This window comes from Paenibacillus sp. S-12, assembly GCF_030363895.1.
GTDB lineage: Bacteria > Bacillota > Bacilli > Paenibacillales > Paenibacillaceae > Paenibacillus_B > Paenibacillus_B alvei.
Map to the genome: position 1 here is coordinate 115,187 of NZ_JASIUF010000013.1, position 22,547 is coordinate 137,733.

Consider the following 22,547-nt stretch of genomic DNA (forward strand, 5'->3'; position numbering starts at 1 on the left):
AGTTTCACACAACGATAGTAACCGTTTTGGTATTTATCGCTTCCAGATCATATTATTCGACATCAAAGATGAAATTCCTTCTGTCGAAAACTTTTTTCTTTATTTTTTAAATTTTTTCTATTATAATTAATAATTTATCCAAGAATCCAACAGTTTTCGAAATCATTCGTATCGTTTCGACATATCCTGATGATTGCGATGATTACGGTTAAAATAAAGAAAAAGAAGGATCACGCTTAACGTGAACCTTCCCTTGTTCATTCATAGATTGAGGTGTGGCCAGAACAACTCCCGCGTCCTGCAGCATCCATTCGATGAAGCATCCATAGCCGGAGCTTGGATCGTTCACAAATACATGCGTAACTGCACCAATCAATTTCCCATCTTGAATAATTGGGCTGCCGCTCATCCCTTGCACAATGCCTCCGGTTTTTTGCAGCAGGCGTGGATCTGTTATGCGAATAACCATTCCTTTCGTCGCAGGAGCAGATTGCTTCGTCACATGGACGATTTCAATTTTGTATCGCTCCACCTGCTGACCATTGACAACAGTCAGCATTTCAGCAGGCCCGACCTTTACCTCTTCGCGAAATGCAACAGGAATCGGTTCTTTATATACACTATGTTCAGGGTTCGATACCATCTTGCCAAAAATACCAAACGGAGTATTGCGTTCAATATTACCTAACACACGACTTTCCTTAACAAATTGAGCACGTTTTTCGCCTGGCTCTCCATTTTGACTTTTCGAAATGGACGTTACATGGGATTGAACAATTTCACCTTGTCCCACTACAATCGGAGTCTGTGTATCCATATCCGTAATAATATGGCCCAGCGCACCGTACACGCCTTGATCTGGCGCATAGAAAGTCAAGGTACCGACACCAGCAGCAGAATCACGGATATATAAGCCAAGCCGCCAAGTTTTATCCTCTTGATCATAAGCAGGCGTCAGCTGCGCCTTTACTTCGGAATCACCGCGCCGAATAACAAGATCAATAGGACGTTTGTTCTCTCCAGCTTGCTTTACAATATCCGCAACCTTGCTTACATCGTTTAATCGTGTACCGTTCATACTCATAATCAGATCACCAAGTCGAACACCTGCTTCTTCTCCTGGAGATACTTTGCGCTCATCCTCGATCTTAACAAGGTGATGACCGACAACGAGAATGCCTGCTGACTTTACCTTAACGCCAATCGTTTGGCCTCCGGGAATAACACGCAGATTCGGTACCACATTCACTTTCAGTGTTTTGAGCGGTATACCACCGAATAGCTTTAATTTCAGCTCTGCTTGACCAGATTGTGCAGATTGCAAAGAAATTGGACGATTTGGCGACAACTGAAATGTAGGCCGATTCTCGCCATTCACACGCAAAATATCCGGCCGATCCACCGTAGCTGAAGCCGAAACAGGCATAACGAGATCGAGCTTCGTTTGCTGTCCTTCAAATAACCTCAACTGATTCGGCAGTGCCGCGTACGTGCGAAATGATGTTGTGGTGGTGCTTAAGCATACAAGAATGACGAGCATTAGGCCAAGCAGTCGTTTGACGTTGGGGTTCAAAGGTGGTCACACTCCTTTGTTTACGGAAGCTTGACGAAAAGAGACGTGCCCATTTCGTAACTTTAAGGTATCCCCGGCCCCTACGTTTTATAAGTGAAAATGATTCCTCAATCCCTTGTATTTACGCACCTTTTTGACGTTCAGCCAATTCAAGCATTTCTTGAGCATGATGCAAGGTTGCTTCCGTTACTTCTACCCCACCAAGCATGCGTGCGAGCTCCGCAATACGGCCTTCGTCCTCCAATTCATGCACCTGCGTGGATGTTCGCTCATCCCGAACCTGCTTCTCAATGTAATATTGATGATCAGCCATACATGCAACCTGAGGAAGATGCGTAATAGCAAATACTTGCCCGCTCCGGGACACCTCAGCAAGCTTCTCAGCAATCGCTTGTGCAGCGCGTCCACTTACACCGGTATCCACTTCGTCGAACACAAGTACTGGAATGCGATCAACCTCAGCGAATATCGTTTTCATGGCGAGCATAATACGGGACAACTCGCCCCCAGATGCAATCTTATGGAGTGGACGCAGCGGCTCACCAGGGTTCGGTGAAATCAGAAACTCTGCATCATCCCATCCGTTTTTCGTGAAGCGAACAGACACGCCATCGACTTCATGCCCGCCTTGCCCATCCTGCAGTCGATCCAAACGGACATCAAGCCGAGTACGTTCCATATGAAGATGCTGCAGTTCCGCCTCAATTCGCTTCGTCAATTCCAGTGACAGCTTACGTCGAGCATCACTAAGCGCTTGTGCCCGCTTCGCAAGTTTGCCAAGACGCTCTTGTGTTTCGGCTTCCAGCTTCATTATCCGCTCATCCTTATGTTCGAGCTTGTCTGCTTCTGATTCAATCTTGGCCAAATATTCAAGCATTTCCTCAACGGTCGAGCCGTACTTGCGCTTCAAGGAAGTCAAATGATCCAACCGATCTTCAATTTGTTCGAGACGTTCAGGATTGAATTCAATGTTTTCTCGATAATCACGCAGCTGATAAGCCGCATCTTCAAGCTGATAGTAGGCGTTTTGCATTTGCTCGATAATCGGCTGGAATTTCAATGTATCGTACATGAGCACATCTTCAAGTTTGGAGATCGCAACACTGACGGAATCCATCGCACCTTGGCCATATAGGCGTTCATAGGATTCATTCACATGATCCATAAGTTGCTCCGCATTGGCTAGTTTGCGCTTTTCTTCCGATAATGATTCATCTTCACCAATTTGCAGCTGAGCATTGCGCAACTCCTCAATCTGGAACCGATACAGATCAAGCATTTGGTAAGCTTGCTGGCTTGTTTCCTTCAACTGATTTAGTTCATGCTGCAGAGCCATAAAGCAGCCGTAATCATCACGATACTTACGCTTGAGTGTCGCTACCTCTTCACCGCCATACGCATCAAGCCAATCCAAATGCCGCTCAACCTTCAATAAAGATTGGTGCTCATGCTGCCCATGAATATTAATAAGCAGCTCGCCAATTTCACGCAGCATGGTCAGATTGACCATTTGACCATTGATTCTGCACAAGCTCTTGCCTTGTGCAGTAAGCTCTCTTCGAATAATGAGAAGCTCTTCACTGCTTCCTTGAATCCCTAAGCGGGATAATGCCTCCCATACTGGATGATCATCTGCAAGATCGAATGATGCCTCCACCTCTGCACGATCACATCCGTACCGCACAAAATCGGAGGATCCTCTTGCTCCTCCGATAAGGCCTAAAGCATCAATAATAATCGACTTCCCTGCGCCCGTTTCCCCTGTCAGAACATGAAATCCACGATGAAACCGCAGCTGCACCGATTCAATGACCGCCAAATTGCGGATGGATATAGCTACTAGCAAGAAGAACCCCTCCCGGAAGAACACTTATGAAATATAACTCATCACTTGATCAACAACACTTTGGCTCAGTTCTTTCGTACGGCATATAATTAGGATTGTATCATCACCGCATACCGTCCCCATAATTTCGGGCCATTCAATCGAATCCATAAGCACTGCAATCGCATTAGCCGTACCTGGCAAGCACTTCATGACGACCAGATTTTCAGCGCTGTCTACACTAACAAAGTTGTCAAGTAATGACCGTTTCAGTTTTTGAGCAGGGTTGAACCTCTGATCGATAGGAAGCGAATATTTATATCGCCCATTATCCATTGGCACTTTTATGAGATGTAATTCTTTCATATCTCGAGAGACGGTCGCTTGTGTAACATGGAACCCCGCATTGCGAAGCGAGTCTACCAGTTCATCTTGTGTTTCAATATCGTTGTTCATTACAATTTCTCGGATTTTAATATGTCGTTGTCCTTTCATGAATGCCCTCCATACTGTCTATAACAATCTTTCATGACCATAATTTAACTTCACTTACTATCGTCCTGCCTCAAATCAAAGGAAACTCTCATAACCTAGACAAAAGGTTCTTTTTCACCATATCGGTTTAAGACTCTGCATCCCCAAATTCGATTTGAAGCATACGAATACGCCGCTCTGCCATATCCACGACAAGCAGCCCATCACATTCCGGATATGCCGCGAAGTAGGCTCCCCATTGTCTGCGGATCGCGCTAGAGCTCCAATCTAACTGCATCCGTTCGCGTGTGATACGAACAATATACCATTGTTCTTCCCGTTTGACGATCATATCAATCCATAATTTCGTTTGCTCCAGCTCTTCTCCATCCATATAAAGCTGGATTGGCACATAATATTTGCCGCCAATGATCTCATAGCCAGCCGACTCCAGCAAAGAAATAACTTCATCATCCTGCGGATAGCGTTCAGTCAAGCACACATTTTCCATCGCTTCAGGTGTACGCATGTAGTGTCGTATTGCATATCCAATCCATACAGCCAAACCAATTCCGATCAAGCCCATGATCCACTGATCACCCATCAGAATCACCCCTGGTTCGCAAATACGAATACATACTTTGTGGATACATGCTATGTGCAAAAGAAACTCATCCTCGGATGCTTGTCCCGGATGAGTTTCTTCTAACAGCATGTTACGTGCCACTATGAACGGAACGTAGCATGAGCCTCCTTCACGACATCTGCTATCAGCTCGCGTGATACTTGCGGCATTCCTTCATCCGTAAGTACAGGAACGTTCCAATAAGCTAGAAATTCAATATTTCCTTCCCCGCCAGTGATTGGTGAGAACGTCAGTCCTTCGAGCTTAAATCCGATAGTAGCTGCAAAGTCAAGAATATCTCGCAGCACTTGTTCATGAGTGTCTGCTTCACGGACAATTCCCGATTTGCCTACCTTTTCCCGTCCAGCTTCGAACTGAGGTTTAATAAGCGCAATGACCCGTCCTGGCTTCGCCAATAATCGGCTTAGCGGGGGAAGAATCAGCTTCAAAGATATGAAAGACACATCAATGGAAGCTGTATCAGGAACTGGACCTACTAAATCCTCTGGCTCTGTATATCGGAAATTCGTTCTTTCCATAACAATCACACGCTCATCATTTCGCAATGACCAATCCAACTGGTTGTAGCCAACATCTAGTGCATATACCTGCTGTGCCCCGTTCTGCAGCGCACAATCGGTAAACCCGCCTGTGGAGGCTCCAATATCCAGCATTACACAATCCTTCATATCCAAGCCAAATTGCTGAATCGCCTTTTCCAGTTTGAGACCGCCACGGCTTACATAAGGATGAACGGCCCCCTTTACTGTGATTGTTGCGTCACGCGGAACCTTCATGCCAGCCTTCTCGATACGTTCTGAATTCGCCAGCACAAGACCTGCCATAATGGCTGCCTTCGCTTTTTCTCTACTCGTATAATATCCCTGCTCAACGAGCAGGACATCAATTCGTTCCTTCGGTATAGACATTCTGTACTCCCGTCTGTTCCCATTCATTCGTCAACCCGAACATCGTATTTAAGCCCGTGTCAACCGATTATTGCCGCCTGCTGCGAACAACATGGAGTGAATTTCTTTTACAACCCGTTCAGGCGTTAATCCAACCTCATTCCGTTGTTCCTTAATGCTTCCGTGTTCAACAAAGCAATCTGGAACCCCAACAGGCTTCACTCTCATATCAAAAATGTCATGTGCGGCATACCATTCCAACACTGCACTGCCCAATCCGCCAATCGCAGAACTTTCTTCTAGAACAATGATTGGAAGCCGTTCCTTCGCAAGCTGCGCCAGCATTTCGCTATCCAGCGGCTTAATAAATCTTGCATTGATGACACGCAAGCGAATTCCTTCCTTACGAAGCTGTTCTGCCGCATCTTCTGCAACTTGCACCATCGGTCCAATTGCGAGCACCGCTGCAGAATCGCCATTGCGGACAGTTTCCCATGTTCCTATCGGAATAGGGCTCATTACTTTGTCCATTGGTACTCCGGCAACAGCATTGCGCGGATAACGTACAGCTATCGGCCCTGAATCGTAATTGACGGCCGTCTTCATCATATGGCGCAGCTCGTTCTCATCCTTCGGCATCATAATGACCATATTTGGGATATGACGCAAGAACGGAATATCGTAAACGCCTTGATGCGTCTCTCCATCAGGTCCAACGAAGCCCGCTCGGTCAATGGCAAAGATGACGTTCGCTTGCTGACGGCATATATCATGCACAACCTGATCGTACGCCCGCTGCAGGAAAGTAGAGTAAACCGCAAATACTGGCTTCCTTCCCTCCATAGCCATTGCCGCGCACATTGTTGCCGCATGCTGCTCTGCGATTCCAACATCAATCATCCGATTCGGGTACAGCTTCTCAAACTTCAGCAAGCCTGAACCACCTGGCATAGCGGGCGTTACTGCTACAATCCGCTCGTCTTGCTCAGCTAGCTCAATGAGCGCTTCGCTAAATATATCTGTATAATTAGGCGTCCCCACTGATTTAAGAGGCTGGCCAGATTCAATCTTGTAAGGAGTTGCACCATGCCACTTATGAGAATCAGCCTCGGCTGGCGAATATCCTTTCCCTTTACGAGTAACTACATGAACAAGTACTGGTCCGTCAATTCGTTCTGCCTGCTGGAAGATATCTAGCAGCTTATCGATATCATGACCGTCCACTGGTCCAAAATATTTTAAGCCAAACTCTTCAAACAGCATTCCGGAAACGACCAAATATTTCAATCCGTCCTTCACACGTTCTGCCGTCTTGGCAAGCTTGCCGCCAATCGCTGGAATTTTCTTAAGAAGCTGTTCCACTTCTTCTTTTGCTTTTTTATAGTTACGGTCAGAGCGAATTTTACACAAGTAATTATGTAGAGCTCCTACATTTGGCGCAATGGACATCTCGTTGTCATTCAGCACAACCATTAATTTGCGCTTCTCGTGACCAATGTGGTTCAACGCTTCGAGCGCCATACCGCCCGTCAGCGCGCCATCACCAATGACCGCGACGACTCGATTATCTTGCCCTTGCAAGTCGCGTGACAATGCCATCCCCATTGCGGCGGACAATGATGTACTGCTGTGTCCGGCTTCCCATACATCGTGTTCGCTCTCTGCACGCTTTACAAAGCCGCATAAGCCTTTGTATTGACGCAAAGTATCAAAGCGTTCCTTGCGTCCGGTTAATATTTTGTGTACGTAGGCCTGATGCCCAACGTCAAATAACATTTTGTCCTTCGGGCTGTCATAAAAATAATGTAAAGCAATCGTAAGCTCAACAATACCCAAGTTGGATGCCAAATGCCCTCCGGTTACCGCCAATTTTTCAATCAAGAATTGCCGTATTTCAGCCGATAGCGGCTCTAGTTGATCCTTGGTCAACCGCTTCAGGTCACTAGGTTGATTAATCTGATCGAGCAGCACGGGATTTCCCTCGCTTTCGTTGTTTCAATTTGCTGCGTTTCACGGTGAATAACGTAATGTTAAATTTCGTCTCCAACACATAGAAACACTTTCCAATTAGCAGGACGATCGGTGTGGCGTAATGAATAGCATATGATTTGCCAAGTGCTTTACCGCCAACCGTCAATGCTGATACGAGTCCTGTAAAGACAACGCTCGTTACTGCCTTTATTACTGAAGAATCAGCATCCATCGAATATAATAAGTTCGTAACGACAATTGCAGTGGCCGATCCACTGATGACCCCAGTCATATCGCCAATCACATCATTACAGAAGTTGGAGAATCGGTCTGCATTACGAACGATCGCGATCGCCTGCTTTGCACCAGCAACCTTCTCTGAAGCCATAGCATGAAACGGTGTCTCCTTCGCTGCCGCTGCCGATAGCCCCATCATATCAAAAAACACTCCGATAAGCACGAGAAAGAGTACAATCACCATCCCGATGCCCCAGCCAACGCCCTCCAGCATCGAAGTCGACACAACGGAAAAGACAGCCGCTAAAGCAAATGTGACGATGAAAATGAGTACGCTCCACCGAACGGAATGTTTAAACGAAAATTTCATTGTATGTGATGTTCCATCCTTTACTGTTCGAACTAATCAATACATTAAGTATGAGAGTGGCAACTTCTTAAGTAAACGCTGTGGCTTAGGTCCAGTAGGTTTTCCCAGAAGCTCGCCTCCTCGTCACCGAGCAGGCCGTTTCCATTTAAGAGCATCTTGACGTTGTCGCCAAGCGTCAGACTGGATTACCACTTAGTCCACACTATAATCCTCAAGAAGTTTCACGCCAGTGAACAGTCTAGGAGTTTTCCTCGAACAGCCTTTAACCAACCCCTAGCCTCTTTTGCAAGCCAGATTTCATACGGCATACGATTCATGCGCCCTTTGGCCGAAGCTCGCCGAATCTACACATCCGCAATCCCCGCAGGCTCACTCAAGGCAGGCTACGCTACAAACAAGCCGGGTACGTACATCGCGCTTCATAGTAAAATGAAGAATTGCAATGTGCGACTCGCAATGTAGGTTCATACCCCAAGCCGTAATGCGACGCTCGAGGACGTCGTACCACGCACTTGGGCCTCCGCGGAAGCGGGGTCAACGCCCACATGCCATTGTGGATCGCCCCACAACCTTAACTCCCAGCATCAGCCCCCGACTGGGCGTCGAAAGCCAACACCAGGAACTTCATCGATGTGCCCTTTAGCGAATTTTTAGGCCCGCCTTCAACGTTGGTAGGCCGACTAGAATACTGCACCACTCTACGCAAGCCCTATTATATCATAAATAGCAGTTAAATACTCGACAATTAATGGTCCCGCTTCATCAAATAATCAGCCATTCCAAGCAGCAGCTCCGGTTTGTTGAAGCCAGCATTTATAATCGCAGACTTGGCCTCTTCCGTCAAGCGTTCAACCTCTCGCTTCGATTCCTCAAGGCCAATGAAGTAAGGGTAAGTTACTTTTCCGCTCTTAACATCGCTTCCTTTTGGTTTGCCAAGCATGGTTTCGTCACCGATAATATCCAGTACATCATCTTGAATTTGGAAAGCAAGTCCCAGTTTCGAGCCATATGTCGTCAATGCCTGCAGCTGCAGCTCTGATGCGCCAGCAATTCGACCGCCAGAACGAAGCGAGAAGACGATAAGATCACTCGTCTTGTGCATATGGATATATTCCAGCTGATCCAATGTGGTAATCCCCTGCTCACCCAACATATCCGCAGCCTGCCCACCGACCATGCCGCTCATGCCTGCGAATTCAGCCAGCTCTTCGACAATAGAGAGAGAGACATCAGCTGGCACACCATGCTTCCGAGTACTCTGCACAATACATTGGAACGCACGCGTCAACAGCCCGTCACCTGCAAGAATCGCCATTGCTTCACCGAACACTTTATGATTTGTAGGCTTGCCGCGTCGAAAATCATCATTATCCATTGCAGGCAAGTCATCATGCACCAATGAATACGTATGAATCATCTCGACTGCACAAGCAACGGGTTCTGCTGCTTGCGTATTGCCATTCAAACTATCGCATGCCATCAGTACACAGATTGGCCGCAATCGTTTGCCACCTGCCATTAATGAATAAAGCATCGATTGTGTTAGCGGCTCGGGAACAATACGCTGACTTTCCAGCATCTTAGGCAGTTTCGATTCTATTCGTTCCGCCTGCTGCTTTACATAGTCAACGAATACTCCGGCCGATTGATAATTAATCAATCGAATCACCTGTCTCCTCTGTAGCATACGGCTGTCGCTTCCATTCGCCGTTCTGCTCGGTTACCATCTCAATCTTGCGCTCAACCTGTTCAAGCTTCTCAGAACATAGCTTGGAGAGCATCATTCCCTCTTGGAACAATTCGATCGATTGTTCAAGTGGAGCATCTCCACCTTCGAGTCTGGCAACGATCTCTTCTAACTTATCCATTGCCGCTTCGAAGCTTAATTGTTCAATAGTCTCTTTATTTTCCATGAGAGTTATTCACGCTCTCCTTTCATCGACCATACTTGGCAATCTAATTGACCATCCGATAGTGTCACTCGCACAACATCACCAAGCTGCACTTCTTCTATCGAACGAATCAGCTTCGTTTCTTGTTCATCATATACCAAACTATATCCTCGTGACATAATTTTAAGAGGACTTAGTGCATCCAATTGCCTGAACATTGCAGCTGTCTCCATGCGTTTCTGCTTCGTTATAGATGTCATTGCTTGAACAAGCTGACGGTGGTTGCCATCCAGCCGCTTCCGTGCTGCACGCACCTGATGGACAGGCGTCTGTTCACGCAGGCGTCCTCGCAGCTCCTTCCATCTCTGCTCCGATTGAGCCTGCACAAGCTGTAGCCGATACGCCAACTGCTCGCGTAAGCGTTCGACCTTATCCGCATGCTTCATTATGAGCTGTTCAGGCTTGCGGAACACCACGGATTGCTGGGTCCGCAGCAAACGCTCTTGATTCTGATTCAAGATGCGATTCATTGCCGATTGCAGCCTGCGATTGACATGTGTAAGATGTTGACGAAGTTCATCCCGATGCGTTACCGCTAATTCTGCTGCTGCCGTAGGCGTTGGGGCGCGAAGGTCAGCAACAAAGTCTGAAATCGTAAAATCCGTTTCATGTCCTACCGCAGAAATGACAGGGATCGATGATGCTGCGATTGCACGCGCAACCACCTCTTCGTTAAATGCCCACAGTTCTTCTAGTGATCCACCGCCTCGGCCAACAATAAGCACGTCTACTTCGCCACTGCGGTTCATGGCTTCAATTGCCTGCGCAATCGTGCCAGCGGCCTGTGTTCCCTGTACCAGCACAGGATATAAGAGTACCGTTACACCTGGCTGGCGTCGGCGCAGCGTAATGAGAATATCGCGGACGGCAGCTCCGGTCGGTGAAGTGATTACACCAATCGCTGCCGGATAACGTGGAATACTGCGCTTACGTTCTTCTGCGAATAATCCTTCTGTGCTGAGCCGTTCCTTTAATTGCTCGAACGCCATGAACAAGCTGCCAATACCGTCCGGCTGCATATGCTGCGCATAGAATTGGTATTGTCCATCCCGTTCATATACCGTAATATTGCCGCGGGCAATGACCTTAGTCCCTTCCTTCGGACGAAATGCCAGCTTCTGATTATGAGATGCGAACATGATCGTGCGAATACGACTATCAGAATCCTTCAATGTAAAATACATATGACCGCTCGAATGATGTGTGAAGTTCGATATTTCTCCGCGAAGCCATACATCCTGAAGCCTCGCATCCCCTTCCATCTTCATGCGAATGTAGCGGTTGACATCCTTAATGGTTAATATTCGTGCTTCTTCGGACACATTGTCTGCCTCCTTTCGTTCATAATGACAGACAGCGCACAACTATTCGTTGTGCGCAATGTGATGTATTCGTTTGGCTGCCTTCAGCGTATTGAACATGAGCATTGTAATCGTCATTGGTCCCACACCGCCTGGCACTGGTGTAATCGGGCCGCATAACTCCTTCACGTCCTCAAAATCGACATCTCCCGCCAGCTTGCCGTTCTCCAAACGGTTCATCCCAACATCAATAATAACAGCACCTGGCTTAATATAAGAACGATCCACAAAGTTCGCTTTGCCAATAGCTACAACAAGAATATCCGCCTGCTTCGTAATCTCTTTCATATTGACTGTTCGAGAATGGCACATTGTGACAGTCGCATTCTCACGTTGGAGCAAGATCGAAATCGGCTTGCCGACAATGTTACTTCGGCCAATGACAACAGCATGCTTGCCTGCAACATCGATTTGGTTACGCTTGAGCAATTCCATGATACCGGCAGGCGTACAAGGCAGCAATGAATCGTCACCGATGACCATGTTGCCAACACTAACCGGATGGAAGCCATCCACATCTTTCTCGACGGCTATCGCATCGATGACAGCCTTCTCATCAATGTGCTTAGGCAGCGGAAGCTGCACTAAAACTCCGTGAATGGATGGCTCATCATTCAAGTGATGAACGAGAGCAAGCAGTTCTTCTTGTGAAGTATCTGCAGGAAGACGATGAACCTCAGAGTTAAAGCCAAGCTCCAAGCATGTCTTATGCTTACTGTTTACGTACACTTGGGAAGCAGCGTCCTCACCTACAAGAACAACAGCCAGCCCCGGCTGAATCCCCTTCTCCTTCAATCGTTCCGTCTCCGCTGTAATCTCCTCACGAATCGTTCGGGATAATGCCTTACCATCCAATAAAGTTGCTGTTATCATGCTATGCGCCTCCATTCGAATACTCGACATTGTCATCCTAGCTGAACTTGCATCTATTCTTCTGGATTTATTTCTTTATCAGCTTCTACAGCAGAAGCTTTATCCATTTCACGCATCATCTGGCCTAGAACACCATTAACGAATTTCCCGGACTCGTCCGTACCAAAATGCTTAGCCAAATTGATGGCTTCATTGATGGCTACTTTAGGAGGAACATCATCACGGTATTTCATTTCATAAGTAGCAAGACGTAAAATCTGTCTGTCTACTCGGGATAAACGCTCAACGTGCCAGCCTCTCAAATAACGCGCCAGAAGCTGGTCAATTTCTACACGATGTTCCCACGTTGCCCGCACCCATTCCAATACATGGGTATGCATAGCTTCTGCATGTTCTTGCTTTACACCAATTTCGTTGTCATGTGCAGATTCCTGCACAATCATAGCAACAGCCTGTTGAGGGGTTACCTCTGTCATCTCAAGCTGATACAAACTTTGAATAGCCATTTCTCTGGCAATGCGTCTCTTCATGATTTATCCTCCTGCATGTAAAGCATCCAACATGTCGAACTCGTATCCCTGCATTTCCATAGCGCATGCACCCTACATTCATCAAGGCGATTGCCACTATTGTTACGATTATAAGCACTTTGATGCATCTACTTACGATTTATTTGTGAAAAAAATCCTATGAAGCTCCCCGATTGTCTTCCGTCGGCATGAACCGGCGGTCAAGCAGTCGTGCGGAGCGTCCATAGGACTACTTCAACCTTCTCCAACGTTCAGACATCCACATTCCAATTCGCTGTATTGGGAATAATGGGCCAAGATTCATATCCCGCTGTCTGCCTACCGCATATCCAATGAATACAAGTAACGCAAAGAACAGCATGTCCCAAAAACCAACGATTAGATAAAGGATACCAAAAAAAATGCCCGCCGCGACGCCAAGAAGACGTCCGCCGTGACTCTCCCATATTTCTTTCCACATTGGACAGCTCACCACCTATTCAACACGCGCTTTAAAGGTCTGCGTCTGCACAATATTAGCAACGTATACCGAAACGTAAGAAACCGGGATTCCGGTAATCTCTTGCACATAATCGCGAACCTGGCGTTGAACCTCTTCTGTCATGCTCGGTATCGCCGTCTCCCCGTCCACAACTGTACGGATCGTAATATCAAGCCCTGATTCGTTGGTGCGAATGCGTGCTTTCAAATCTTTAACACCACGAACGCGGGACGCTGCCTTCAACGCCACGTTCTCGATCGTTTCCATCGATATTTTAATATCACCAATTTCGGTACGCTGATCAATGGAAGGCAATGACTTCCGTTCACGACGGATGGAAACGTAAAAGAAGCGGACGCTAAGCAATAAAATAACGGCCGCAGCCGAAATTACAGTTGTTTGCAGCCACAACGGCTGAGTTGGATCAAGCGGCTCGGAAATGAAGCCTAATGCAGCCAATATGGCCGCTACCGATAATGAACCAATGACCAAACTATACACAAACAACAACAGCCTGTCTACAATTCTGCTCACGCTTTACGATCCTCCTCATGGAATGGCAGTAAACCCCCTGCCACCAGGAGGGGGTTTATCACCATCATTATTTCACTCGCACAGATACTTCCGTCTCTTCCGTTTTCTCTTGCGATTTAAAATGCACGTCATGTACATGTACGTTCACTTCAACGACGTGAAGGCCTGTCATCATTTCAATAGAACGCTTCACGTTTTGCTGAATCTCATCAGCAATTGTAGGAATGCGGCGACCATATTCTACGATAATGTTCACATCTACTGCAGCTTCACGTTGTCCAACTTCCACTTTAACGCCTTTGGACAAGTTTTTACGGCCAAGCAATTCGGCAATACCGCCTGCAAAACCACCGCTCATTCCTGCTACACCCTCTACCTCAATTGTAGCAAGGCCTGCGATCACTGCAATCACGTCAGGAGCAATCTGAATATTGCCAAGATCCGTACGATCAAATTCCGGAATAATCGTCTGATTCATCCGTTACACACTCCTCATCATTTTTTGAAAAGAGGCAGTTCTTGTCCGTCATAATCATAACTATAGCATTTGTCTATTTTTATGACAAATTACTCTTGATGATATTCTAGACCTCATGCTCTTCCAGGAACTTAATGTCAAAATCCCCTTGTTCGAACTTCGGATGCCGCAGCAGCCGTTGATGGAACGGGATTGTCGTATGAATGCCTTCGATGGCGAACTCTGCAAGCGCACGCTTCATGCGATCAATTGCTTGTTCGCGAGTCGGAGCCCACACAATCAACTTTGCAATCATCGAGTCATAGTGCGGAGAGATCACACAGCCTGGATACGCTGCGCTGTCTACTCGCACACCCGCACCTCCCGGCGGCAAATAAAACTGAATTTGCCCTGCGGAAGGCATAAAGTTGCGATCTGGGTCTTCTGCGTTCACACGACATTCAATGGACCATCCGTTAAACTGAACCTCTTCTTGTCGGAACGATAATGGATTACCTTCTGCTACCCGTATCATCTCTTGGATGAGATCGATTCCTGTAATCATTTCTGTAACAGGATGTTCAACCTGAATACGTGTATTCATCTCCATGAAGTAGAAGTTACCGTCCGGCCCAAACAAAAATTCCAAAGTCCCGGCACCCGAGTAATTAACAGCCAATGCAGCGCGAACAGCAGCCTCGCCCATTTGCTCTCGAATTGCAGGTGTCAATACTGGACAAGGAGCTTCCTCAACCAGCTTCTGACGTCTGCGCTGCACAGAGCAATCACGTTCGCCTAGATATACAGCATTACCATGCTTATCTGCGATAATTTGAATTTCAACATGCTTCATGCCTGTCAAAAACTTTTCCAAATAAACACCAGCGTTGCCGAAGGCTTTTTCAGCTTCTTGCTGTGCTGTCGTAATTTGCTTTACGAGCATATCCTCATCTTCAGCAATCCGAATGCCCTTGCCGCCGCCTCCAGCGGTTGCTTTGATGATGACCGGATATCCGATATCACGTGCAATCATAAGGGCTTCTTCTACATCTTCGACCAGTCCGTCGGAACCCGGGATAACAGGAACCCCCGCATCCTTCATCGTTTGCTTCGCGACAGCCTTATCCCCCATACGCTCAATCGCGTCTGAAGATGGCCCGATGAAGGTAATGCCGCATGACTCGCAAATATCAGCGAAGTCAGCATTCTCTGCCAAAAATCCATAGCCTGGATGTATGGCATCGCATTCCGTCAAAGTAGCAACGCTCATTATATTCGTAAAGTTCAAGTAACTTTCCTTGGAAGATGTCGGACCAATACAGTATGCTTCATCCGCGAGACGTACATGAAGGGAATCTCGATCAGCTTCCGAGTAAACAGCAACAGTGGCAATTCCAAGTTCACGGCAAGCTCGAATGATGCGAACAGCGATTTCACCACGGTTAGCAATTAGAATCTTCTGAAATTTCAATGTTTAGACCTCCTTGGCTTGACATCTGTTTGGGATAACATATCCACTAATCCAGCTTCACCAAGAATAAAGGTTGACCGAATTCAACCAACTGGCCATTCTCTACAAGAATTTCAACAATTTCACCTTTGACTTCTGCGAGCAGCTCATTCATTAGCTTCATCGCTTCCAAAATACATACGACTGATTTCTCATTAACCTTGTCGCCTGTGTTCACAAAAGGAGGGGAATCTGGAGAGGACGCACGATAGAAAGTACCTACCATCGGAGACACAATCTTATGCAATCCTGCTTGCTCCTTCGTGTCGGCAACAACATTTGCTGCAGGGTTCGCAGAAACAGTCTCAACTGCAGCTGGCTGAGCAGGTACAGTTGGAGCCGGGGTATATGTAGGCTGTGCAGGTGCTGGTTGAACACTAATAACTTCAGTCTTGCCGGGCTTGCGAATGGAAAGACGATAACCTTCGTTCTCGATTTCCAATTCCTGCACGGAAGTTTGGTCCAACAGCTTGATCAGTTCTTTGATTTCGCCAATCTTGAACAACATATTTCACTCCTCGTGACAATTGATAAGTCTCTTATAGCAAGGTAGATATCACACTGCAATTACATGTCCAAAAAGAGAGCAGTAATCCGCACCAAATGGCTGCAAGGACACTCAGCGCATGCTGCCTATACAGACTGTGGCCAATCTGTAGATCAGCTTAACAACATGAAGCACTATGGCTGCTTACATCGAAGAACGCATGATGTTGCGCTAATGATGCTAATTTTATGCGGCAATCCTTGAGAATGAATGCAAGATTCCATGCTGAGAGACCTTTCGTTGCTTTTCCAAATGAAAGCCATCTTTATGGACAACGTATAAAAGGACAATCTACAGACGTTAGTATTATAACATAATCGTTCCAAATGGAAAGAGCCCAGTTTGCAACTGGGCTTGATTCGAGGTTATTCGCTATTCACTGACATATTCTACGACAATTTTATCTTGCGTCACATTCAAATCCTTCATGACTTTGTCTACAATCTCAACAGCATCCTTAGCCTCCAGTTTGTTGCTTTGTACGAGCACCTGATATTTATCGTTATCCTGTGTAATAACTGCGCTGTGATATTGCTTTTGCAGCTCGGTTTCCAGGGCCGCTAATTTTGTTTCATGATCTTCCAGCTTGCCCATTTCATCATGAACGGCAGCTGTCTTCTCACTGCTTGTTGAGTTAAGGTCACCCATTAGCTTCTCCATCTCTTGCTGATACTTCTCAGCTCGCTGCATTTGCAGCTCCTCAATAGTGCTTCGCTTCATAACGCCCTCTGCTTCAATTTTATCCAGCATTTCCTTTTCTTTGTCTTCCTTGGCAGCCGCACTAGTATCTGTTCCAGTATTTTTACCGTCGGCTTCAGCGCCACTGCCATTGGTTGCAGGAGTGCCAGTTGCGTTATTTTGGCTGCCGTTGTCCTGAGTTGAAGCGGCACCATCCTTATCCGTAGCACTCGGATCAGCACCATGTCCTGTAGATACCTCAGTCACTTTAATTTCGGGCAGCTGACCAACTTCTGTCGCATCTCCCTTCAGCGTTTGCTCTGTACGTACATTGTCAACCGTTTGTTTGGCCGGAGCCGATGTGTCTTCTGTGAATAAATAGTAAGCGGACAATACAACCATCAAACTCAGCATAGATACCAACCATATCGTCTGTCTTTTTGTATTCATTTCATTACCCTCCTAATATTCATTCTCATCATCCAAATCCATTCTTATTGAGCAATCTTGCGCGGTACGACTGAAATTCGGTATGCTGGTACGTTCAAGCCTTTTTCAACAGCATCAACAACCATCTTCTTCACCGTCGTATTCTCCGCCCCCTTCGCAACGACAATAACCCCGCGCACCTTCGGTTTAATGCGCTTCGTCACGATTGGAGCTTGATTGCCCGAGGCTTCCAGCGTTACGATCTGTCCATCGCGCGTATATTGGGTGGTGTGCCGCTTTCCGCCGTTCGCGTCTGTCTCTTCCGTCTGCTGCTGATTGTCTTTAAAGTTGCGCTGAACAATCAGTTCCTCTGTGGAATCGATAGTGACAAGCACATCAACTTGTCCGACGCCGACGATTTCTTCCAAAATGCTTTTGACGCGTGCTTCAAATGACTGCTCAATGGACTCGAATACACTCGATGAAGCCTTATCAGATGAATTCTTGGTGTCCATCGAATCAAAGGCCCCGACTGTAGGCGGCTCTCTGTCCGCGCTGCCCTTGCTCCCAAACCATCCTCCGCCGCTTCCTTGCGGTTGGAATGAGCCGAAAAGTAGCAGTGCTGCGCCGACAAGACCGAGCAGGAGCAGCCAGCGGAACGAACGTATGCGCTTTGAGCCGTTGCTGCCTTTTCCGATCCACGATTCAATCTGCTGCAACCATTTCGCCAACATGATCGACTCCTTTGCAATCGAATGGACTTGTCTTACTTGTCCTATTTCACCTATATGCGAGAGCTTGGAATATATGCTAATTTTTCAAAAAGTTTTGGGTCTAATCTGTTCAAGCTAAACATTTCAATGTTTCTGCCTCATAGCTTCGAATCCTTATGCGTCCATTCCACCTTAATTTTTTCTGCATTCACAATCCAAGAGCTCATTAACGATCGTACTGCTTGATTAGCCATCCTGCTGCGATATTGTTCGGTCTCTTTCTCCAGTTGCTCTGCATAGCCAGAAGCAGGTATTGACTTCGATTGCTGCGGCTGTCCCCTATCCTGTTTCTCCTGCATACTCGATCCAGCATTAATTTGAATGCGCTGAATAGGCTTTACAGACTCCACTCCGCTATCTGAGTTCGCAAATGCGGGTGATTCAGCAACAAACGATGGAGCCTGTCCAGCAGAAAGAGCCAATTCGATTCGTTCAATGATCGGTTCTCCCTTCGCATTGCGTGCAAGCTTAACCTGCAATTGTTCCACTTGTACCTGTCCCTCTGCTGTGCGATTCTCAATTCCATCCTTATTTTGAGCGCTTTGACGGAACGCGAGCGCAAGCTGTTCCTTCATCTGATTTCCAATTTCCGATTCTGCTAGACGGAGTGCACTCGCTTCCTGTTCTCGAGCAAGCTGTTCTCCCTTCCTGCGAATCTCCGTGATGCTTGCTGTCTGATCCCTCTCCGCAATCAACGATGAAGACAGCGAAGAGCTCCATTCACTCGCCAATTGGTCTGCTAGCTTCGCATCGAACAGCTTCAGTACCGGTGACAATAAGGTTAGCAGTATAATTAAACTGAGCATTAGCTTGACATAGCGCTGCATCGAGCGATTGGGCAGCAGCAGATCAATGAACGTAGCAAGCATGATGATCATGATGATTTCTTTCATCCATTGACTTAACCAGCTCATCGCGTTCACTCCGTTTCCTCAATGCTAGCGCATCATCACCGTCACATTGCCTGCCGTAATCAGAATCGTAATGGCCAGAAAGAACATTAGCCCGACAGCAGCGAGAGCTGCAAATACATAGATCATGCTCTTGCCAATCGTTTTCAGACATCCCAACACCGGAGAATCTCCCAACGGCTGCATAATCGCAGCCGAGGCGTTATAGATTAGCGCAAGCGTTAATATTTTGATGGCTGGGAATGCACATAAGAATAGCAATATAATGACCCCTGACAACCCTACCGCATTTTTTACAAGCAGGGATGCTGAAACCACCGTATCCGTCGCATCCGAAAATGCGCGGCCAATGACCGGAACGAAATTACCAGTAATATACTTAGCCGTTCGAATCGATACCCCATCAGTAACCGAGCTTGTAGCTCCCTGAACAGATATAACGCCCAGAAATATCGTCAGCAGCACACCGAGCAAACCCACACTAATGCTGCGCATCAAATTAGCAAGCTGTGTTACCTTGTATTTGTCAGAGATCGAGCTAACGATATGCAGCAGTGCCGAAAAGAAAAGGAGAGGAAATACACCAACATAGATTAACGTTCCAACCATATGCACCATAAAAATAATGAGCGGATGCATAACGGTAACTGTCACCATACTTCCCATCGAAGCAAGTAAGGTCAGCAGCAGGGGAATCATCGCCATCATAAAGTTAATCATGCTCGTTATGGCTTCCTTGGCATATCCGATTGCGATTTGGAAGCTGTTAATCGCAAGAATAATAATAACCATATATGAAATTGTGTAGGCAATTTTGCTTACGGTATTGCGCTCAAAGGCGGTTTGCAACGTTTCCAGCACCATACTGAATACAACGAGTATGACAATCGTGACAATCAACTTGCCATTCATAAATACTTCTTGCAGCATAAATTTTCCGATTGCCTTGAATACATTGCTGACCGTCAACTTTTCCCCACCAGGAAGCAGCAAATCAACGAAATCTGGCATTGAATCTCTAGGGAAGTAACCCCCATACTTCACCAAAAGATCGTTCCAGTAACGCTCAACCTCTCCCGTCTGCAATCGCTTCGTCTGCTCCTCAACCCATACTGCTGTCGCGTCAGGTTTCGGGCGTCCTTCTTCTTGAATCTGTTGCGGTACCGGCTTGACTTCTGACGTCGGATCAGCGAATGCCGTGCCCATACTGGCGAACAACACGCAAAGCAGCAATAACATCCACGATCGCTTCCTAATAAGGAATATCCACTGTCGTTCTTGGCATTGAATTCGGTTCATTCGCACTCCACCTTACGCAGGAAGCAGCTTCATCACGGTTTCGATAATGACACTAATAATCGGAATGGCCAGCACCATGATAAGTACCTTCCCCGCGAGCTCAATCTTGGACGCCATGCCATCTTGTCCTGCATCCCGAACAATTTGGGCACCGAACTCCGCGATGTAGGCGATACCAATCATTTTTAATATCGTCTTCAAGTAAATGGGCTGTATGCCTGACCGTTCAGCCAAGTCCTCCAGCACTTGAATGACAACCTCAATCTTTCCGATAAGGAACAGAAAGACGGCAATTCCAGCAAAGGTTGAGATGATAAATGCAAACATCGGTTTTTGCTCCTTGACAACTAAAACAAGAATCGTCGCCAATAGCCCGAGTCCTACGACTTGAATGATTTCCATGAAATCACCTGACCTATGTTCCTACCAAAGTTTTATTGAAATAAGAAGATTGTTTTGATTTCTTGGAATAGGTGATCCAGCAAGCGAACGACCATGAACAAGACCACAACAAAGCCGATGACCGTCACCCAATGAGCCATATCTTCCTTTCCCATTTGCTTCAGCACGGTGTGAATCATCGCGATGATAATTCCGATTCCGGCAATTTGAAAAATGGCGCTGACATCTACATTCATCTTCTGGCACCTCAATACATCAAGATTACGACGAGCAAACCAGCTAGCACACCAAGACTGCGGGTCATTTTGCCATATCGGCTATGATCCTCCCGTGCGCTCCATTCCTCCTGCTCAAGCTGCTTGATGGCAAGCTTGATATGCTTACTTTGATCCTCTCGGTCACTTATTCCAAGCGAATACCCAAGCTCCTTAACGATTCGCAAATCCTCCTTGGAAAGCGCAGTATTGCTGCCATAGTGATCCCACGCCTGCTGCCAAGCTTCTCTCGCCGTTAATGGAAATGCAGCCGAATGTCCCATCGCCTTCGATGCGCTGATGAATATATCACGTAAAGCGGCAGGCATTTGTTGCGCAATATCATAAAATGCCGTAGAGAGCGGGGTTTGTCCGTACACGATGGCTGTCTCCAACCTTGCAAGCGCATGATGCAAAAGCCGCAGCTGCTTCGGTCTTGCCGCATATGCAGCCGCTTGGACCCATCCGATTCCAGCGGCAGCGGATATGAGAATCGCTGCTCCAAGCAACTTATACGTGACAGCCACCTCCTCCCCGTATTTTCGACACAAGACCCGGCTGCAGCGCTCTCAACTTGCCGTCATACACTTTGCGCTGCCATTGCCTTGACGTCCGCCGCAGCACTACAATTCGTGAGAATCCACCTTCATCCAGCAAAGAAGCCAAGCCTGGTCGGCGAAGTATATCCTCTACATCTGAGCCATGAACAGAGGCAATCATCCTTACGCCTGCATGTATAGCCTCCCGCATCGCATCATAATCTTCTTCTCTGCCGAACTCATCCACAACGAGCACGTCAGGAGACATAGAACGGATAAACATCATCAATCCTTCTGCCTTGGGGCAGCCATCGATGACATCGGTACGATAGCCAAGATTATAGCTTGGTACCCCTTTCATACAGCCTGCAATTTCAGAACGCTCATCTACAATTCCTACTTTAAGCGCCTTCCAGACCGCCTGCGGGTGATTCCAACAACCAGAGGAAACGGCACGCGCCATGTCGCGAAGCATGGTAGTCTTGCCATGTTGTGGGGGCGACACAACGAGTGTGCTATAGATTGTCCGATGAGCGAAATCGAGCAGTTGCGGAATAATTTCATCTGCAATGCCAGCTACCTCACGGGCGATACGCAAATTAAAGCCTGTTATATCGCGAAGATGGCTCACTCTGCCTTGCGTCAGCACTGTCCGACCTGCTAGTCCAATTCGATGTCCACCGGCCACTGTAATGAAGCCTCGCCGCAGTTCTTCCTCCATCGTATACAATGAATGATTCGTTACATAATCGAGTAATTGAAGGCTGTCTTCACGATTAGGCCGATAAGCTGTATCAGGCTTATCCGTCACTGTTCCGTCCTTAGTCACAAAATGAAATTCACCCATTGTGCTAACTTCAAGCGGACGCTCTTCTCGAACTCTTACTTCTTCCAGTTCATCCAGCATACGCTCAGGCAGACGCATTAAGATCGATCGCAGCGCAGGAGGCAGCACCTCAGACCAACTGTGTGCGTTCATCTTCCCCCATCCTCCTTGGCTCATCATCGTTATTTCATTGGGCATTGAGTACAAC

The 22,547-nt window shown here is 47.0% G+C and carries 25 protein-coding genes; all 25 read right to left on the reverse strand.

The window, feature by feature from the left end; all coding sequences use genetic code 11:
- Nucleotides 1–208: 208 nt before the first annotated feature.
- The gene (gene spoIVB, locus NO352_RS13085; protein WP_163976962.1) at nt 209–1,573 is read right to left on the reverse strand and encodes a SpoIVB peptidase; all 1,365 of its coding nucleotides are present in this window, start codon (nt 1,571–1,573) and stop codon (nt 209–211) included.
- Nucleotides 1,574–1,694: 121 nt separating this feature from the next.
- The gene (recN, locus tag NO352_RS13090; protein WP_289355852.1) at nt 1,695–3,419 is read right to left on the reverse strand and encodes a DNA repair protein RecN; all 1,725 of its coding nucleotides are present in this window, start codon (nt 3,417–3,419) and stop codon (nt 1,695–1,697) included.
- Between the two features lie 24 nt (nt 3,420–3,443).
- Complete coding sequence (ahrC, locus tag NO352_RS13095; protein WP_005546729.1) at nt 3,444–3,893, reverse strand: transcriptional regulator AhrC/ArgR; 450 nt, start codon at nt 3,891–3,893, stop codon at nt 3,444–3,446.
- Between the two features lie 127 nt (nt 3,894–4,020).
- Complete coding sequence (locus NO352_RS13100; protein ID WP_040735929.1) at nt 4,021–4,476, reverse strand: hypothetical protein; 456 nt, start codon at nt 4,474–4,476, stop codon at nt 4,021–4,023.
- 122 nt (nt 4,477–4,598) lie between these two features.
- Nucleotides 4,599–5,426 (reverse strand): TlyA family RNA methyltransferase, encoded by an 828-nt coding sequence (locus NO352_RS13105; protein WP_005546726.1) that lies wholly within the window; start codon nt 5,424–5,426, stop codon nt 4,599–4,601.
- Between the two features lie 48 nt (nt 5,427–5,474).
- Complete coding sequence (gene dxs / locus NO352_RS13110) at nt 5,475–7,376, reverse strand: 1-deoxy-D-xylulose-5-phosphate synthase (RefSeq protein ID WP_005546724.1); 1,902 nt, start codon at nt 7,374–7,376, stop codon at nt 5,475–5,477.
- Nucleotides 7,357–7,983 carry a hypothetical protein gene (locus NO352_RS13115; RefSeq protein ID WP_005546722.1) on the reverse strand — a complete coding sequence of 209 codons (627 nt, stop codon included), beginning with the start codon at nt 7,981–7,983 and terminating at the stop codon, nt 7,357–7,359. The genes dxs and NO352_RS13115 overlap by 20 nt, the downstream gene beginning before the upstream one ends.
- A gap of 745 nt (nt 7,984–8,728) precedes the next feature.
- Nucleotides 8,729–9,652 carry a polyprenyl synthetase family protein gene (locus NO352_RS13120; protein WP_005546720.1) on the reverse strand — a complete coding sequence of 308 codons (924 nt, stop codon included), beginning with the start codon at nt 9,650–9,652 and terminating at the stop codon, nt 8,729–8,731.
- Nucleotides 9,636–9,896 carry an exodeoxyribonuclease VII small subunit gene (xseB, locus tag NO352_RS13125; protein WP_005546718.1) on the reverse strand — a complete coding sequence of 87 codons (261 nt, stop codon included), beginning with the start codon at nt 9,894–9,896 and terminating at the stop codon, nt 9,636–9,638. Before xseB ends, NO352_RS13120 begins: the two co-directional genes overlap by 17 nt.
- 5 nt (nt 9,897–9,901) lie before the next feature.
- The gene (gene xseA / locus NO352_RS13130) at nt 9,902–11,257 is read right to left on the reverse strand and encodes an exodeoxyribonuclease VII large subunit (protein ID WP_289355853.1); all 1,356 of its coding nucleotides are present in this window, start codon (nt 11,255–11,257) and stop codon (nt 9,902–9,904) included.
- A 42-nt stretch (nt 11,258–11,299) separates the two neighbouring features.
- Nucleotides 11,300–12,169 carry a bifunctional methylenetetrahydrofolate dehydrogenase/methenyltetrahydrofolate cyclohydrolase FolD gene (gene folD, locus NO352_RS13135; RefSeq protein ID WP_430109069.1) on the reverse strand — a complete coding sequence of 290 codons (870 nt, stop codon included), beginning with the start codon at nt 12,167–12,169 and terminating at the stop codon, nt 11,300–11,302.
- 53 nt (nt 12,170–12,222) lie between these two features.
- The gene (nusB, locus tag NO352_RS13140) at nt 12,223–12,699 is read right to left on the reverse strand and encodes a transcription antitermination factor NusB (RefSeq protein ID WP_289355854.1); all 477 of its coding nucleotides are present in this window, start codon (nt 12,697–12,699) and stop codon (nt 12,223–12,225) included.
- Nucleotides 12,700–12,928: 229 nt separating this feature from the next.
- Nucleotides 12,929–13,159 (reverse strand): DUF2273 domain-containing protein, encoded by a 231-nt coding sequence (locus NO352_RS13145; RefSeq protein WP_163976973.1) that lies wholly within the window; start codon nt 13,157–13,159, stop codon nt 12,929–12,931.
- 15 nt (nt 13,160–13,174) lie between these two features.
- Nucleotides 13,175–13,714, reverse strand: coding sequence for an alkaline shock response membrane anchor protein AmaP (amaP, locus tag NO352_RS13150; protein ID WP_163976974.1), 540 nt, complete (start codon nt 13,712–13,714; stop codon nt 13,175–13,177).
- Between the two features lie 67 nt (nt 13,715–13,781).
- Nucleotides 13,782–14,192: an Asp23/Gls24 family envelope stress response protein gene (locus NO352_RS13155; RefSeq protein WP_005546708.1), complete on the reverse strand. Its 411-nt coding sequence runs from the start codon at nt 14,190–14,192 to the stop codon at nt 13,782–13,784.
- A 106-nt stretch (nt 14,193–14,298) separates the two neighbouring features.
- Complete coding sequence (accC, locus tag NO352_RS13160) at nt 14,299–15,642, reverse strand: acetyl-CoA carboxylase biotin carboxylase subunit (protein WP_005546707.1); 1,344 nt, start codon at nt 15,640–15,642, stop codon at nt 14,299–14,301.
- Nucleotides 15,643–15,688: 46 nt separating this feature from the next.
- Nucleotides 15,689–16,186 (reverse strand): acetyl-CoA carboxylase biotin carboxyl carrier protein, encoded by a 498-nt coding sequence (gene accB / locus NO352_RS13165; protein ID WP_040735926.1) that lies wholly within the window; start codon nt 16,184–16,186, stop codon nt 15,689–15,691.
- A 414-nt stretch (nt 16,187–16,600) separates the two neighbouring features.
- Nucleotides 16,601–17,356, reverse strand: coding sequence for a SpoIIIAH-like family protein (locus NO352_RS13170; protein ID WP_289355855.1), 756 nt, complete (start codon nt 17,354–17,356; stop codon nt 16,601–16,603).
- A gap of 44 nt (nt 17,357–17,400) precedes the next feature.
- The gene (gene spoIIIAG / locus NO352_RS13175) at nt 17,401–18,069 is read right to left on the reverse strand and encodes a stage III sporulation protein AG (protein ID WP_289355856.1); all 669 of its coding nucleotides are present in this window, start codon (nt 18,067–18,069) and stop codon (nt 17,401–17,403) included.
- A gap of 137 nt (nt 18,070–18,206) precedes the next feature.
- Nucleotides 18,207–19,022, reverse strand: coding sequence for a stage III sporulation protein AF (gene spoIIIAF, locus NO352_RS13180; RefSeq protein ID WP_289355857.1), 816 nt, complete (start codon nt 19,020–19,022; stop codon nt 18,207–18,209).
- A 24-nt stretch (nt 19,023–19,046) separates the two neighbouring features.
- On the reverse strand, nt 19,047–20,318 hold the full coding sequence (gene spoIIIAE, locus NO352_RS13185) for a stage III sporulation protein AE (RefSeq protein WP_005546702.1): 1,272 nt from the start codon (nt 20,316–20,318) through the stop codon (nt 19,047–19,049).
- Nucleotides 20,319–20,330: 12 nt separating this feature from the next.
- A complete protein-coding gene (spoIIIAD, locus tag NO352_RS13190) occupies nt 20,331–20,720 on the reverse strand; it encodes a stage III sporulation protein AD (protein ID WP_005546701.1) in 390 nt (129 codons plus the stop codon).
- A 32-nt stretch (nt 20,721–20,752) separates the two neighbouring features.
- Nucleotides 20,753–20,956 (reverse strand): stage III sporulation protein AC, encoded by a 204-nt coding sequence (gene spoIIIAC, locus NO352_RS13195; protein WP_005546700.1) that lies wholly within the window; start codon nt 20,954–20,956, stop codon nt 20,753–20,755.
- An 11-nt stretch (nt 20,957–20,967) separates the two neighbouring features.
- Complete coding sequence (gene spoIIIAB, locus NO352_RS13200) at nt 20,968–21,501, reverse strand: stage III sporulation protein SpoIIIAB (protein ID WP_040735828.1); 534 nt, start codon at nt 21,499–21,501, stop codon at nt 20,968–20,970.
- On the reverse strand, nt 21,485–22,492 hold the full coding sequence (gene spoIIIAA, locus NO352_RS13205; protein WP_163976981.1) for a stage III sporulation protein AA: 1,008 nt from the start codon (nt 22,490–22,492) through the stop codon (nt 21,485–21,487). The genes spoIIIAB and spoIIIAA overlap by 17 nt, the downstream gene beginning before the upstream one ends.
- Nucleotides 22,493–22,547 lie beyond the last annotated feature (55 nt).